Genomic DNA, 14,646 nt, shown 5'->3' on the forward strand with positions numbered 1-14,646 from the left:
CTTGAACGAATACATTATTGAAACGAACGGTCTCAGCAAAATATACAAAGGCCGCGCGGCGGTTAATCAGTTGGACCTGAAAATAGCTCGAGGAGATATTTACGGATTTCTGGGTCCAAATGGAGCAGGGAAAACGACAACGATCCGCATGCTGCTTGGACTTATTCGCCCAACTCGAGGAACGATTCGTATATTCGGCAAAGATATTCGCAGACATAAGCTTGATATTTTGCGTAAAGTCGGCTCGTTGGTGGAGTATCCTTCGTATTATGGTCATTTGAACGCCATTGAAAATCTGGAGGCCATTCGCCGTATTTTGAATGTACCCAAGCAAAACATTGCGGAAGTGTTAGAGGTCGTCCGACTGACCAAGCATGCCAAACGTCCAGTCAAAGGCTACTCGCTGGGCATGAAGCAGAGACTTGGTATTGCAGCAGCCCTGCTTGGGAATCCAGAAGTGCTCATTTTGGATGAGCCTACGAATGGCTTGGACCCGGAGGGTATTCAGGAAATGCGCACATTGATTCAGGCGATGCCCAAGCAACGGGGGATCACCGTACTGGTATCCAGCCATCTGTTGAGCGAGGTAGAGCATATGGCGAATACCGTAGGTATTATTCGTGAAGGAGAGCTGGTCTTCCAAAACACGATTCATAATCTCCGTCAGGAATCCGCGGGCGGAATTCGGATCGTCGTGTCGGAACCGGAAGCAGCCCAATTGATTGCGCGTGAGCAGGGCTACCATTCGGTGAAGGACGGATCGGCGCTGGAGTTCGAGAACATGAATGATGCGGCTGTTGCACTGCTGGTCAGAAGATTGGTCGAAAATACGCATGCCGTATACCGTGTGGAGGAACGCCGCAAATCGTTGGAGGATATGTTCATGCAGGTGGTGGGCAAAGGAGGGGCTTCCTTATGATGCTGCGAGCACTCACGGCGGATCTGCTCAAAGCACGCAGAAAGGGAATCTGGTTCTTGGTGTTCCTCGGTCCCCTTGGGCTGGTGGCCATGCAGGCGCTCAACTTTGGACTTCGATATGACTATCTGATTCCGCGTAACAAGGGTCATCTGTGGGAAGTTTTGATGGATAACATCGCTCTTTTTGTACCCCTTGCGCTGGTGCTAGGAGCTACTATGGTGGCTTCCATGTTGGCGAATGTGGAGCATACATCTAACTCATGGAAGCAGTTGCTGGCCTTGCCGATTTCCAAATTCAGCGTCTATATGGCCAAGCTGACGTTGGCGATTGGGATGCTGTGTGTGTCCTGTCTACTCCTGACGGTAGGGACTTGGGTGTTGGGAATGATCCTTGGCTTCGGGGGAGAACCTGCACCCGTAGGAGAACTGCTACGACTCGGATTTTGGCCCTTAGGCGGCACGTTGCCTATGCTCGTATTATTGTTGTGGTTAACAGTCACATTCCATAATCAAGCGCTACCTGTAACACTGGGCATTACGTTAGGCATCGGCAGCTTGTTTGCTTCACAGCTGTCCGAATGGTTTCCATTGGCCTGGCCTCAATTCGCCTGGGTTGCACCTCAAGCGTGGATGTTTGCGTCCGTCGGGTGCGGAACGGGTATGCTTCTCAGCCTGCTGACAGCGGCCCATTTTAGCCGAAAGGATGTGGCGTAATGTTCGGAGGATATGCACGGTTACTTTCTGTTGAACGGTTGAAAATGGCGAAATCGCCCGTCTGGCTGCTCGCGCTCGTCAGCCCGGCGATTGCCGTCCTGATTGGTTTGCTGGCGAATCCGGGAGGGAACTGGCTGTTGCTGTTGTCAGCCATGCTTACAGTTCATGCGCTGCTGTTCCTGCCGATGCTGACGGCCGTGTTTGGGTCTCTGGTCTGCCGTTTCGAGCATGGGGGCGGCGGCTGGAAGCAGCTGATGTCATTGCCATTGTCCCGCACCAGTCTGTACGCAGCTAAGCTGACTATCATTATGGCCTTGGTCGGATTGACCCAGCTACTGTTCGGGGGAGCGTTGCTGAGTGTTGGAGCTGTGCAGGGGATGAACGGACCGATTCCTTGGGCTGTGATTGCCCAAAGCCTGCTTGCGGGCTGGGTTGCTTGTCTGCCGCTGGCTGCCCTGCAACTGCTGGTCTCCTTTCTGTGGTCCAGCTTTGCTGCACCGCTTGCGTTGAATTTTGTGTTCACCGTGCCGAATATTCTGGTCGCCAATTCTCAAACCTACGGTCCGTACTATCCATGGACACAGCCTTTATTGGCGATGATGCCGAGTGGAAGAGACAACTTTGGGGCGTTCATGGTGCCAACTGATACACTATTGACGGTTATAATGGGCAGCTTTGTCGTATTTACGTTGGCGGGACTGACGGTATTTCGTTATAAAGAGATATAGGGCGAAATACGGGGATTGCAAAAACTCCTTATCCTCAATGAGGGTAAGGAGTTTTTTTCTGTGCTATTGGTTTACACTAAGTCTGAAATGGCACGGATATTATTGCTGATAAAGTGGCAAGAGGCGTCGAACTTCGCTTGTTCCTCTGGACTTAGTTCCAACTCGATGACCTCTTGAATTCCTCCGCTGCCGATAATCGCTGGAACGCCTGTGCAGACATGGGTGTGCCCGTACTCGCCGTCCAATACAGCAGAGACCGCTATAATTTTACCATCATCATTTAAAATGGAACGGGTAATGTATGCCAGAGCATTGGCAATACCAAAATAAGTGGCGCCTTTGCGGGTGAAGATTTCCCAGCCTGCATCCCTGGTTTTACGGGCAATGTCGTCCAGATCGACGTGGCTGAATCGTTCCTTATGCTGCCGTAAAATGTGTAAAAGCGGCTTACCGCCAATCGTTACGTGTGACCAGGCAACGAATTGGGATTCGCCATGCTCGCCAAGAGCATATCCTTGTACGCTGCGTGGATCTATGGAAAACACCTCAGAAAGCAACGTCTTGAGCCGGGACGAGTCGATAGAGGTGCCCGTGCCGATCACCTTGTTGCGCGGCAGACCGGATATACTTTGTACCATATACGTTACAATGTCGACAGGATTAGCGGCAATGACGAATATACCGTCGAAGCCACCCTCCATAATCGCTGTTACAATCTCTCTGGTGATAAGCACTGCGTCGTCCAGTACAGACAGGCGGTCTTGACCTGGTCTAGGGTTGGCTCCAGCCGTTATAATCACCACGTCCATATCCGTGCAGTCTGCATACGTGCCTGCACGTACCTTAGTGCGTGTGGACGTAAACTCCATACAATGGGACAGATCCAGTGCATGGGCCAGAGCCCGATCATACGTGCGGTCAATCATCATGATTTCATCACAAATGGACTGATTAACCATTGAGTAGGCACAGCTCGAACCGACCATTCCCGCGCCGACAATAGCTACTTTCCTTGCCTTCCCCTTCATCTATGTTGCCTCCTCGTTCCAGCGAACGTTAATATGCTACAAATTATGCCTGAAATCCATTTTACGTTACATAACATAACATATTGCTGATCTTTTGAAAATATCCATTTTTTTGTCTCCATTCCGGAAAATTAAAAATGAACTGTGAAAGAGGTGTCTTTCTGCGATTAATTGTAGAATGAACGTAAATTATCAATACTTTTACTGGAAGGTAGGAGAGTGCATTTCAATTTATATTTAAGGTGACCGCTGTATAAATTATAACATGAACTATGTTGATGGAAGGAATAGTGCCATAGGAATTATAAAAGTATGACATTTATGTGATGCTCTTTAAAGAGTCTTTAGTGTACATAGAACGAAGTATTCTCTGCAATGTCGTTTCTTGTATTTCTACAAAGATTCCGTTATGACAAAGGTTCTTAGCAGTCTGCAATATTAGAACATTTTTGCCAAAGGGTTTCCAATGGATTTCGCGAATTCTACATATACAAGCTTATTTCTTTCCATACCATCCGGGGAGGTAATGATTAAATGGAAGAAATCAAATCGACGACGGAAGCAGCAAAACAGTTGGGAATCGGGGCGAGTACCCTTCGTAAATATGCAGCGGCGCTGGAGGAGCAGGGGTATGTGTTTCAGCGTTCCGCGAATCAATCAAGAATGTTCAGTGCTGAGGATGTTGAGTGCTTGAAGGTGATGCGGAGGGCGTTGCGTGAGCAGCATATGACGATGGAGCAGGCTGTTCAGGTGGTGCTTGAGAGAGTGACCGCTCCCTTTCCAATGGAGGATGAAGAATTCCGCTTGCCACCCATCTCGGATGCTGAGTCACTGACCGCAACCTGGGAAGAAATAATGGCGGCGGCTGAAGGCAGGGAAGAGACGGTCATGCAGGCTCAAGTCGCTGCTACAGTTGAACTGACAGAGTTACAGGATGAAATGAATGCTCAGACACTGTCAGAAGAACCCATGCAGCTACAATTGCAGGAAGAGTTCCAGACTTTGGCATCAACTATTGAGTATAGATTGAAGCAAGCGCCTGTATCTGTACAAACACAGGAGTCCGTAGAGCCACAAGAACTGGCGCAGATGCAGGACATGGTGCAAAACGCTTTGTTGGAAATGCGGAGCCGTTTGGAGGAACTGGAAGCAGAGCATAGTCGTTTGGTGGAGAAAAATGTTAGCTTATCAAACCAACTGGAGGACCATAAACGTTGGATGAAAGAGAGGGTCGAGGAAGAACGGGATCGGCAGTTAATTACGAATTTGCGTACCTACCAGGGCAGACAACGAAAATCGCGCAGTTCGTTGTTGTCCTGGCTTGGTCTGACACCACGCAGACGCAGAGAGGCATAACTAGCATCTTTTCTGATAAAGACCATCAGACCTTCCCGGTTCTGATGGTCTTTTAGCGTATAAAGAAGAAATAAGAGGAATCCTTAATTTTATGTAGAAATATCTTTTGATCTACTATATTAAAGGAAGGAGAAATTCAATGAAGAAACAAAAGGAAGATATGAAGCTAAGTAAAATAATGAGCAAAATGCTGCGACACAAACCCGAGGAATCCGGGCTAAAGTTAGACATTACAGACGGCTCTTGTACTGTGGAACACTTACTTCAAATCATTCAAAACTTGCCAGGCTGGTCAGGTGTAAAGCAGACTGATATTGAGCGGATCGTGCGCAATTCAGATAAGCAGCGTTTTGAAATCCATAACGGTAGAATCAGAGCTAGATATGGACATAGCTATCAAAAGATAGAGTATACTCCCGGGAATCCACCAGATGTACTATACCATGGTACGAATAAGCAAGCATTGCCATTTATTATGGCGGATGGTTTAGATCCTGTTGGCAGAAAGTATGTACATTTATCTGAAAGCACTAACTTTGCAGCATTAGCAGGGAGCCGAAGAGGTGAATTGGTCATGCTCAAGGTAAACACGATTAAAGCAAGAGAAGAGGGAATCGCATTTTATTATGCAGGGCATGAGGTGTGGCTTGCTGAGTGGATTCCTTGGGACTTGTGCAGTATTGATGATGAAGAGAGCAACACTTGAGGGGTTCTATAATTTTGAGGTTAATACATAATGCTAGTCTCCAAAATAAACAGGCATTCGCCGCAAAAATGGGGGAATGCCCCCCTTACGCATTTGACCAGGTCTACATACAATGATCCTGTAAATGAGCGAAGGGAGTGTTGTAAATGAGTCATATGTGCGGAGTAGGCGGTATGGGTTGCGGCGTAGGCGCATGGACCTCTGTAGGAGCGATTCTGGTTCTGTTTATTTTGTTGGTGATCATCTCTAAAACCCTGTTTCTGTAATTTCGGTCTTGGCCGATTTCCTGTAAAATGCACGAATGCTGCTCTACGTGACGAAGGGCGCACAACAATAAAGCGAAGACCCTTGATGAGAAGGGTCTTCGCTTTACAAGTTTAAGGGCCTATGGCTTCGCTGCTGTAACTCCATTCGGTTTACCTTGTAACTCAAGACTGTAGGGACTTGGCTTGAAATTCCGCAATATCCTTGAATTCTTCTTCGAATTTACGTGAAATGCGAATATAAATCGGCAGTAAATCGCGATAAATATCCACGTGTTCTGCCACCGGTTTGTGCTGGTGAGTGGTACCAATCATACCGGACACAGCATCCAGCGAATCAATCCGTCCCAGTGCGTACAAGCCTAGAATAGCTGCACCCAGACATGAGCTTTCCAGACTTTCGGGAATAATGACTTCCTGATCAAATATATCTGCCATGAGCTGTCTCCATAGCTCCGAGCGTGCAAATCCACCCGTGGCGTGAATGACTGACGGTCTGTCGATGACTTCTTCCATGGCGAGCATGACGGTATACAAATTGAACAGCACACCCTCCAGAGCGGCGCGAATCATATGCTCTTTTTTGTGACGCAGGGACAGACCGAAGAAGGAGCCGCGAGCATTCGGGTCCCATAGGGGCGCACGTTCACCGGATAAGTACGGAAGAAAGAGCAGACCGTCGGAGCCAGGACGTACCTGTTCCGCAATTTGGGTCAGCACATGATATGGATCAAGTCCCAGTCGTTTGGCCGTTTCCACTTCGGAGGCTGCAAATTCATCCCGGATCCAGCGGAAGACTATACCTCCGTTGTTCACCGGGCCGCCGATGACCCACAGCTTTTCGGTCAAGGCGTAACAGAAAAAGCGCCCTTTGGCATCCGTGAGCGGCTTATCAACTACGGTGCGGATGGCTCCGCTGGTGCCGATGGTAACAGCGACAACTCCAGGCTTGATCGCATTCACACCGAGGTTGGACAAGACACCGTCGCTGGCCCCGATCACAAAAGGAGTCGTCTTCAGTAGGCCCATGTCATGTGCATAGGTCTCATCCAGCCCTTTGAGCACATGAGTTGTCGGCACCAGCTCGGATAGCTGCTCCTTCGTCACACCTGCAATATGCAGCGCTTCCTCGTCCCAGTCCAACTGCTGCAAATTCATGAGTCCGGTTGCAGAGGCAATCGAGTGGTCCACGACATATTGGTGGAATAACCGGGCAAAAACGTACTCCTTAATGGAAATGAATTTGTACGTCTGGGTCGCAACATCTGGTAAATCCCGTGTAATCCACATTAGTTTTGTGAGCGGTGACATAGGATGAATAGGCGTTCCGGTACGTAAGTAAATATCGTGTCCGTTGTATTCATGTTTGAGCGCTTCGGCCCATTTGGCGCTACGGTTATCTGCCCAAGTGATAGAGGCGGTCAGCGGTTTGCCGTTCTTATCCACTGCCAGTACGCTGTGCATGGCCGAACTGAAGGAGACGAACAGTACATGCTCAGCTGACACTCCGCTTTGTTTCATGACCTCTTGCACCGTCGTCACAACAGCTTTGAAAATATCTTCCGGATCTTGTTCTGCCGCATCCGGCTCAGGTGTATGGAGCGGATAGCCCACATGGTGCTGGGCGGCAATATTGCCGTTTTCTTCGAAAAGAACTGCTTTGGTACTGGTCGTACCGATATCGACGCCGATCATATATCGGGTGTCTGTCATATTCAATCTCCCCTTCACTTACCGTTATTAGCTCATTATCGTTAAGTTAACACACTCAGCAGCATAATCAAACCGAAAGCGACCAGGGAGAGGATGGTTTCCATAACGGTCCATGATTTTAGAGTCTGCGGAACCGTCATATTGAAAAATTCTTTAATCATCCAAAAACCGGCGTCATTCACATGAGACAAGATCAGCGACCCTGCTCCTGTAGCAAGGACGACCAGTTCGACATTCGCGCCGGGTGTAAGTGCCAGCACAGGTGCAACAATACCGGAGCCTGTCGTCATCGCGACTGTCGCTGACCCAGTGGCTACACGAATGAGCGCAGCGACCAGAAAAGCAAATACAATCACATTCATATGGGCTCCTGTAGCGACCGCTGCAATGGCCTGACCTACACCGCTGTTGATCAATACCGTTTTAAATGCACCACCGCTCCCGATAATTAAGATAATAGAGGCTGTTGGTGCCAGACATTCACTGGTAAAACGGGACAAGTCCTCTTTCTTTAGACCACGTGCATAGCCTAGCGAGAAAAAAGAAAACACGGCCGCAATCAGTAATGCCATAACCTCATCACCAATGAATTTGAAAAATACAGTGAGTGGATGTGTATTGGCCGGGTCTACAATTTCAGCGACTGATCCGCTAAGCATTAGAATAACAGGTAACAAAATGGTGAACAAAGTAATCCAAAAGGGAGGCAACGACCGCCCCGTCGTATTTCTGAACTGCTCGTCCAGCCTCTCGGAAGGTCTGACCATGATTCTTTTGCCAATCCAAGCGCCGAAGACCGGGCCTGCAATAATGGCGGATGGGATGCCCACGATGAGTGCATATCCTATCGTGCGTCCAATATTGGCGTTAAAGGCTTCAATCGCGATCATCGGAGCCGGGTGGGGTGGTAAAAGGCCGTGTACCGTCGATAGTCCTGCCAGCATTGGAATACCGATTTTCAGCAGAGACATGTTCATTTTACGGGCAACCGTGAACAGGATGGGAATTAATAAAATAATACCAACCTCAAAAAACACCGGAATTCCCACGATAAAGCCTACGATCATCATCGCCCAATGAACGCGTTTTTCACCAAAACGATCCATCAGTGTAGTCGCGATGCGTTCGGCACCGCCAGATTCTGCCATCATTTTACCGAGCATTGTGCCTAAACCGATCACGATGGCGATGGAGCCAAGTGTACTGCCGAGCCCTTTGGTGATGGAGGCAGTAACTTCATGACCAGGCATCCCGTTAACCAGTCCGAGAAATACCGACGAAAGCAGCAGTGAAACGAAGGGATTCCATTTGAATTTAGCAATCAGCAAAATCAAAAGAATGACGGTAACTAGCGCCCATATGAGCAGGGACGCGTTATGGCTTAAGCCGAATAATGTGTTCATGAAGGTTTGCCTCCTTATTCTTATATGTATAGCTAAATGTATACTTGTCGACAACTTCAATTAAAAGAGAGCCGCGCCAGCGAGAAACGCATAAAGCGCGGTACATCTGCTCTTTGTCACGCATATTGTGGCTAGGACGATGTCTTTCTTCTGTAGGGAGACAGGACGCTATCGTTAACCGCGTTGCGGGTATCTCGATAATGATCCTCAATAAATCCTGACAACTCCTGAGCATCCCCCTGATTTAAAGCGTTTGCAAAGGTTCGATGTTTGTGAATCGTGACTTGTGATTCTTCGATGTTGGACGCAAATCGTTGTTCTGTTGCAGCTAACATGACCGTCAGGATTAGCTGTCTCATGCCATTCCAGGTATGAAGAATACGGGTATGGCCAGCTTCCAGAACCAGAGCTTCATGAAAATTAAAATCCTGAAGAGAAAATTCAACGACATCCCTGTACTTGAGAGCGACTTCCATTTTGTCAATCATCTGATTCAAAACAGTCACCAATGTGGCATTATCACTATGTACATACCTTTGTACAACAAAATGTTCAATCAGCATTCGCACATCGAATAGCTCCTCCATATCACCGGGTGTCATGCCGACGACAATCGCCCCCATGCGCTCCAGACGGATCAGTCCTTCGCCCGAGAGTGCCTTCAAGGCTTCACGCACCGGAGAACGACTGGTACCAAAATCGGCAGCAATCTGATTCTCAGATAGCACAGTGCCTGGTGTCTGAACGCCGCGTATAATCTGAAGCCGAAGTTCACAAGCAATCCTTTCCCCAAGCGATGCGCCCTGTAACCAGGTTGTTGGATATTTCATAGGATACTCCTATCTAGGAAATGATTTTGCATACTGGTATACAAGTTATGGAATATTATATACCCCGTTTAAGATCATTGTAAACGGTATCAGTTGACATCGGTTCCATTTCGCTGCTTTTAGCGTTACAATAGAAGCAGAAAAAAGAAGCAGTGAAAAGTGGAACGAACACGGAAAAGAAGGAGACCGTTTAATGATTATCATTAAAACCAAAGAACAAATTGAAAATATGAAAAAAGCTGGAGACATTTTGGCTGCTTGCCACCGGGAAATTGCCAAAATGATCAAGCCGGGCATTACGACACTGGAAATTGACGCCTTTGCGGAATCCTTTATGAAGAAGCATGGCGCAACACCGGAGCAAAAGGGCTATAACGGCTACCAGTTTGCAACTTGTGGCTCACCTAACGATGTGATTTGCCACGGCTTTCCGAATAAGACACCGTTGAAGGACGGGGACATCGTGACGATCGACATGGTTGTGAACCTGAATGGCTGGCTGGCAGATTCCGCTTGGTCGTATGCGGTGGGTAATGTGTCTGAGCAGGCGCAAAAGCTGCTGGATGTTACCAAGGAATCGCTGTATAAAGGGATTGAGCAAGCCGTTATCGGTAACCGGATCGGTGATATTTCCCATGCGATACAAACCTACGCGGAAGCGGAAGGCTTCTCGGTCGTACGCGAATTTATTGGGCACGGCATCGGAGAAGAGATGCATGAGCAACCGCAGGTTCCACATTACGGACCTCCGCACCGTGGACCACGCTTAAAAGAGGGTATGGTCATTACAATTGAGCCAATGCTCAACACAGGCACATACCGCAGTAAAATTGATGCGGACGGCTGGACCGCACGCACGTTGGACGGCGGCTTGTCTGCGCAATACGAGCATACGCTGGCCATTACAGCAGAGGGTCCGATCATTTTGACCCAGCAATAATAAAAGCAGGCATCCACCGCAAGCATACAGACTACCGTGGTGAATGGTCTGGACATATTACAGAAAAGGGGCTGTCCAGAGGACAGTCCCCAGAGTGTCGAGAAAGTCCAACGGACTTTCCGGCACTTTATTTTTTATTTGGGGAAACTCAACTTTTAAAACAAAAATCGATTTAAAACGATCTGAGGACCCATTTTTATTTGATCAAAGTGGCCATTTTAAACCTGATTAAAAAACAGGGGGTTTCTCGACAGCCTGGGGGCTGTCCAGAGGACAGTCCCTTTTGCTACGTGCATTCTATAAAGGTCCAGTACATGCGGGGAATAATGGTTTCACCTCCAAAAACCGATTTTGGCCAAAAGGCGAATATCGGTTTTTTTCATTTCATGAGTGCCAGGCCACCATTTTAACGAAATATACACTATGCCATCAGAGTGATCAGCTTAGTTCTGGACGCTAGGATACGCTAAGTGTGTGATTATGAATCTTCTATATAGTACAAAAATAACAATAATTTGAAAACAAATTCATAAGAATGAAATGAAAAAATTTCCTTTATTACACATTTAGTCCCTACCACATTTTGCAGAAATTGTTTGTTCATTGTTATATGAATTATTTTTTTGCTCTAATAGAACTATTTCAACTTTTTTCCTTGATGTCGATGTAATTGAGGATCACAAAAACGTATTCCTTTAGGAAGATGGAGATCCACTCGCTAAAACGAAAAACATGTAGGTTGCGAGTCAGATTGTCCTAGGGGAATATCGGTCACATCTTAAGTCTTGCGATTACAAACAGCAAGATATAAACATCAGGAGGATAACCATTATGAATTCATTCAAGAAAACGAAGAGCTTGATCAGCGCCCTGACCGGGGCTGCATTATTATTCTCGCTACCAATGACGGCAGGCGCGGAGAGCAATATCAACTATACTGGCATGTTCCTGGGCTATGACGGAAGTGTAAACACCAGTCCTGTCTGGACCTACAACCCTGACATCGTCTCCTATGATCTGCTGAACTGGAACCAGGGGGGAACCGATGCAGCCTCCATTACCTCCAATAGCGCCTCCGCCATCCAAGCCTTGGGGAAAATCGTCACCGTTTCCACCCACATGCCCAATCCCCAGGGTGGAAATGTAAACGCCCCGATGTCTGATTCCGATTTCGAGATCTTGGCTAATACAGACATTTCATCCATCAATTCGTCCAGCCCCGCATGGCTGCAAAATTATAAGGCCCAGGTTGACAACGTCGTGAACGGCCTGCAAAAGTTTAACTCATCCCCCGTTTACTACAGACCCTTCCATGAAATGAACGGAGGCTGGTTCTGGTGGGGAGACAAGAACACGACGGACTATAAGAACCTGTACATCAATCTGTACAATTACATTGTGACGACCAATGGCATGTCCAACGTCAATTTTGTCTATGCTCCAAATAAAGGAGCCAACGCGGCTGCTTATTACCCCGGCTCCAGCTACGTCACCTGGATTGGCATCGACGCTTACAGCGACGATCCGTCCAATGACAATGAAATTAAGATGGCTTACAATGACATCAAAGGACTTGGCAAAACTTATGGCTTCTGCGAAATTGGACCAGCCGTGGGTGGCGACCATGTGGATCGCAACAATAATCAGCTCAAGGAATTCGATTATTCGCTTTGGAACAAGGCCCTGAATGAAATCTACACTGGAGCAAGCTTCTTTATCACCTGGGACGGCGCTTATGCTCCGCAGAACAACATAAACGGCAGCACGCTGTTTACAAAAGAAAGCTCCCAGTAAGTGCCTAGCGCCCGGCGTTCGGGCAAGACGGAAATGTAGCCTCCGATAGACTAAAAAGACGAAAAGACCAAAAAGGCACGGCCTCCTGGCTGGGAGAACGTGTCCTTTTTTGGTCTATACAGCAATATGCTAGCAAGCATGTTAAAAAACCGTTGGTCAGATGCGGACTTCTGTCTCGTCCGGAACGAATTGACGATATTGAAAATACATACGGAGCCGCCAGTGTAACAAGGTGCCGAAGGCTAGGATGAAAAATAGCCCTGCTGTCTGCGGAATGGTAATGTAATGCTGAATAAATTCATGCAGTAGCAATCGGACGATCAGCAGGCTGAATAGGATAACGAAGAAGGTACGTGAGCGTTGTACGAAAACCAGCCCTTCTTGCAACTCAAATTTGGTGCTGCGGATCAACGGGTAAGAAAAAATAAACCAGCCGACCAGAAAGGCGCCCAGCGCCCAAAGCCAGGGAACCCGTACTTCCGGCACCACGAACATCATAAAACCGGTGCTCATGCCGAGCGGAGGGATGATGATTTTTTTGGCATTAATCGGGCGATGACCTGTCTTCATACGGATGAAAATAGCCGATATAGCGATTAAGATCATACCGAAGGTTGCGCCATATTGCAGCAATGGGGTGCTAATATGAAACATGGACTGGCCCCCTCTATAAGGAATATAAGCGTTATTGGACAGACTGCAAACCTTTCACATTATACCACATATGCAATGGATATATTTAGTTACAGTCTCTCCCCCGGCAAGCGGATTATACGCCTCTTGGTGATAACACTGGCCCTATAATTGGGTCTCTTTCATACTTATGCGAGTTCTGTTGCTTGTACCTCTCCCTGAGCTGATTTTTTCTCCTTTCGCATGATATAACCCATGGCTACAATAATAAGGATAAAGGCGATTAGTGCGAGAAAAGGAATGGTGATGAAATCGAACCAGTTTAGGTAATCCTGTTCACAGGATACTCTGCCGCAGGAAGTTGAAGTTTGCGTAGCTGCCTTGGCAGCTGCATGGATGCGCTGAATGGTAAAATGATAGGCAGAAATCGCACCTCCAATGATAGCCAACGGCATGACATAACGGCGTATCCCCGAATCCCCTCGAAAATAGGCGATCCCGAGTAGAAGGGTCAGGGGATACATCAGAATGCGCTGAAACCAGCATAGCTTACAAGGCTCATACCCCAAAATCTCGCTGAGATACAGACTGCCCAAAGTTGCCACACAAGCTACAACCCAGGCGGCAAACAAAGCAATATCTGTTTTTTTAAACGATCCAATCATAGTAACGCTCCTTTTTTAATTCAAATGAGAACAAAATGAACTCATTATGTCTTGTCCCATCGGCAGGCATCTGCCGATATGTATGTCTTTATCCGTATTGTACTGTATTTTGAGTGCAGGGTCATACTTAAACATATTGACATGACTAACTATCATTTTTATAATTGCAGTAGTTTGGGAAGTTAATGAGGATTCAAGTTAGATATATATCATAAGAAATTAGGAGTGTGCCCAGAATGTCGAGTAGTCCAAAAAATGAAACCCTATCTACGATTAGTGAAAGACACGCGGTAAAGAGCTATGTTAAGGATTTTAAATTGCCAGAGGAAGATTTGGAGGCTATTTTGACTGCGGCGATAGAAGCCCCTTCCGCTTGGAACCTTCAACATTGGAAATTCCTTGTTATCGAAAGCGAAGCGGACAAGCAAAAATTGCTGCCTATCGCCTACAATCAGGGTCAAGTAGCGGAAAGTTCCGTTACGATTGCCGTATTGGGTGATTTGGAAGCGAACCGTAACACCGTCATTTATGATCAGGCGGTAGAAGCAGGCGCACTGCCAGCGGAAATCCGTGACGCATTGGTAGGTCAAATCAACGGCGCGTACCAAAACCCGCAAGTAGCTCGCGATGCAGCCATCCTGAACTCTGCTCTTGCAGCACAAAATATTATGTTGGCTGCTAAATCTCTGGGCTACGACACTTGCGCAATGGGCGGTTTCATTCCAGCACAATTGATCGAGCAATTCAATATTCCAGCGCGTTACCTGCCAACCCTGCTTATTAGTGTAGGTAAGGCACAAGTGCCAGCACGTCCATCAGGACGTTTTCCACTCTCTGAAGTTGTTGTAAAAGGCAGCTTCTAAGAAGATTTGTGAATATAAAAGGGTGTTCCAGCAACCGTTCGTGGTTGGGGAACACCCTTTTTCACATCGTGTTAGGCTACTAAAGTCCTGTT

Annotated in this window: 15 protein-coding genes; 9 read left to right on the forward strand and 6 right to left on the reverse strand. The window is 47.4% G+C overall.

What is annotated here, in order from left to right; genetic code table 11:
* The first annotated feature begins 1 nt into the window (after position 1).
* The 3 genes from ACYCS5_RS17225 to ACYCS5_RS17235 are packed head-to-tail and all read left to right on the forward strand — an operon-like array spanning position 2 to position 2,360.
* Positions 2-919, forward strand: a complete 918-nt coding sequence (locus tag ACYCS5_RS17225; RefSeq protein ID WP_459759835.1) for an ABC transporter ATP-binding protein — start codon at positions 2-4, stop codon at positions 917-919.
* Positions 916-1,632 (forward strand): ABC transporter permease, encoded by a 717-nt coding sequence (locus tag ACYCS5_RS17230; RefSeq protein ID WP_029514716.1) that lies wholly within the window; start codon positions 916-918, stop codon positions 1,630-1,632. The genes ACYCS5_RS17225 and ACYCS5_RS17230 overlap by 4 nt, the downstream gene beginning before the upstream one ends.
* Positions 1,632-2,360 (forward strand): ABC transporter permease, encoded by a 729-nt coding sequence (locus ACYCS5_RS17235; RefSeq protein WP_165147975.1) that lies wholly within the window; start codon positions 1,632-1,634, stop codon positions 2,358-2,360. The genes ACYCS5_RS17230 and ACYCS5_RS17235 overlap by 1 nt, the downstream gene beginning before the upstream one ends.
* Before the next feature lie 71 nt (positions 2,361-2,431).
* On the opposite strand, the gene ACYCS5_RS17240 is transcribed toward ACYCS5_RS17235, so the two are convergent.
* On the reverse strand, positions 2,432-3,388 hold the full coding sequence (locus tag ACYCS5_RS17240; protein WP_165147978.1) for an L-lactate dehydrogenase: 957 nt from the start codon (positions 3,386-3,388) through the stop codon (positions 2,432-2,434).
* 534 nt (positions 3,389-3,922) lie between these two features.
* Here ACYCS5_RS17240 and ACYCS5_RS17245 point away from each other — a divergent pair.
* From ACYCS5_RS17245 to ACYCS5_RS17255, 3 genes are all read left to right on the forward strand, one after another.
* A complete protein-coding gene (locus ACYCS5_RS17245) occupies positions 3,923-4,744 on the forward strand; it encodes a MerR family transcriptional regulator (RefSeq protein ID WP_340884179.1) in 822 nt (273 codons plus the stop codon).
* A 139-nt stretch (positions 4,745-4,883) separates the two neighbouring features.
* Positions 4,884-5,450, forward strand: coding sequence for an RNA 2'-phosphotransferase (locus ACYCS5_RS17250; protein WP_459759836.1), 567 nt, complete (start codon positions 4,884-4,886; stop codon positions 5,448-5,450).
* A gap of 146 nt (positions 5,451-5,596) precedes the next feature.
* Positions 5,597-5,716 carry a hypothetical protein gene (locus tag ACYCS5_RS17255; RefSeq protein WP_013369112.1) on the forward strand — a complete coding sequence of 40 codons (120 nt, stop codon included), beginning with the start codon at positions 5,597-5,599 and terminating at the stop codon, positions 5,714-5,716.
* Positions 5,717-5,878: 162 nt separating this feature from the next.
* Here the strand turns inward: ACYCS5_RS17255 and gntK are convergent, their stop codons facing one another.
* The 3 genes from gntK to ACYCS5_RS17270 all read right to left on the reverse strand — a co-directional run bounded on the left by gntK (position 5,879) and on the right by ACYCS5_RS17270 (position 9,659).
* On the reverse strand, positions 5,879-7,426 hold the full coding sequence (gene gntK, locus ACYCS5_RS17260) for a gluconokinase (protein ID WP_459759837.1): 1,548 nt from the start codon (positions 7,424-7,426) through the stop codon (positions 5,879-5,881).
* A 41-nt stretch (positions 7,427-7,467) separates the two neighbouring features.
* Positions 7,468-8,829: a GntP family permease gene (locus ACYCS5_RS17265; RefSeq protein ID WP_318627650.1), complete on the reverse strand. Its 1,362-nt coding sequence runs from the start codon at positions 8,827-8,829 to the stop codon at positions 7,468-7,470.
* 131 nt (positions 8,830-8,960) lie between these two features.
* Positions 8,961-9,659, reverse strand: a complete 699-nt coding sequence (locus ACYCS5_RS17270) for a GntR family transcriptional regulator (RefSeq protein WP_165147990.1) — start codon at positions 9,657-9,659, stop codon at positions 8,961-8,963.
* 193 nt (positions 9,660-9,852) lie between these two features.
* Between ACYCS5_RS17270 and map the strand changes: the two genes are divergently transcribed.
* Positions 9,853-10,599, forward strand: a complete 747-nt coding sequence (map, locus tag ACYCS5_RS17275; RefSeq protein WP_013308498.1) for a type I methionyl aminopeptidase — start codon at positions 9,853-9,855, stop codon at positions 10,597-10,599.
* Between the two features lie 831 nt (positions 10,600-11,430).
* Positions 11,431-12,393, forward strand: coding sequence for a glycoside hydrolase family 26 protein (locus ACYCS5_RS17280; protein ID WP_318627649.1), 963 nt, complete (start codon positions 11,431-11,433; stop codon positions 12,391-12,393).
* A gap of 156 nt (positions 12,394-12,549) precedes the next feature.
* Here the strand turns inward: ACYCS5_RS17280 and ACYCS5_RS17285 are convergent, their stop codons facing one another.
* A complete protein-coding gene (locus ACYCS5_RS17285) occupies positions 12,550-13,047 on the reverse strand; it encodes a CcdC family protein (protein WP_459759838.1) in 498 nt (165 codons plus the stop codon).
* Between the two features lie 167 nt (positions 13,048-13,214).
* Positions 13,215-13,691: a disulfide oxidoreductase gene (locus ACYCS5_RS17290; RefSeq protein ID WP_039270297.1), complete on the reverse strand. Its 477-nt coding sequence runs from the start codon at positions 13,689-13,691 to the stop codon at positions 13,215-13,217.
* 236 nt (positions 13,692-13,927) lie between these two features.
* Between ACYCS5_RS17290 and ACYCS5_RS17295 the strand changes: the two genes are divergently transcribed.
* Positions 13,928-14,554: a nitroreductase family protein gene (locus tag ACYCS5_RS17295; protein WP_069010781.1), complete on the forward strand. Its 627-nt coding sequence runs from the start codon at positions 13,928-13,930 to the stop codon at positions 14,552-14,554.
* Positions 14,555-14,646 lie beyond the last annotated feature (92 nt).

This window comes from Paenibacillus sp. SEL3, from assembly GCF_054602585.1.

Coding starts and splice junctions, on each gene's coding strand:
- ACYCS5_RS17230 (WP_029514716.1), top strand. CDS start 916: ATGATGCTGCGAGCACTCACGGCGGATCTGCTCAAAGCACGCAGAAAG.
- ACYCS5_RS17235 (WP_165147975.1), top strand. CDS start 1,632: ATGTTCGGAGGATATGCACGGTTACTTTCTGTTGAACGGTTGAAAATG.
- ACYCS5_RS17240 (WP_165147978.1), bottom strand. CDS start 3,388: ATGAAGGGGAAGGCAAGGAAAGTAGCTATTGTCGGCGCGGGAATGGTC.
- ACYCS5_RS17245 (WP_340884179.1), top strand. CDS start 3,923: ATGGAAGAAATCAAATCGACGACGGAAGCAGCAAAACAGTTGGGAATC.
- ACYCS5_RS17250 (WP_459759836.1), top strand. CDS start 4,884: ATGAAGAAACAAAAGGAAGATATGAAGCTAAGTAAAATAATGAGCAAA.
- ACYCS5_RS17255 (WP_013369112.1), top strand. CDS start 5,597: ATGAGTCATATGTGCGGAGTAGGCGGTATGGGTTGCGGCGTAGGCGCA.
- gntK (WP_459759837.1), bottom strand. CDS start 7,426: ATGACAGACACCCGATATATGATCGGCGTCGATATCGGTACGACCAGT.
- ACYCS5_RS17265 (WP_318627650.1), bottom strand. CDS start 8,829: ATGAACACATTATTCGGCTTAAGCCATAACGCGTCCCTGCTCATATGG.
- ACYCS5_RS17270 (WP_165147990.1), bottom strand. CDS start 9,659: ATGAAATATCCAACAACCTGGTTACAGGGCGCATCGCTTGGGGAAAGG.
- map (WP_013308498.1), top strand. CDS start 9,853: ATGATTATCATTAAAACCAAAGAACAAATTGAAAATATGAAAAAAGCT.
- ACYCS5_RS17280 (WP_318627649.1), top strand. CDS start 11,431: ATGAATTCATTCAAGAAAACGAAGAGCTTGATCAGCGCCCTGACCGGG.
- ACYCS5_RS17285 (WP_459759838.1), bottom strand. CDS start 13,047: ATGTTTCATATTAGCACCCCATTGCTGCAATATGGCGCAACCTTCGGT.
- ACYCS5_RS17290 (WP_039270297.1), bottom strand. CDS start 13,691: ATGATTGGATCGTTTAAAAAAACAGATATTGCTTTGTTTGCCGCCTGG.
- ACYCS5_RS17295 (WP_069010781.1), top strand. CDS start 13,928: ATGTCGAGTAGTCCAAAAAATGAAACCCTATCTACGATTAGTGAAAGA.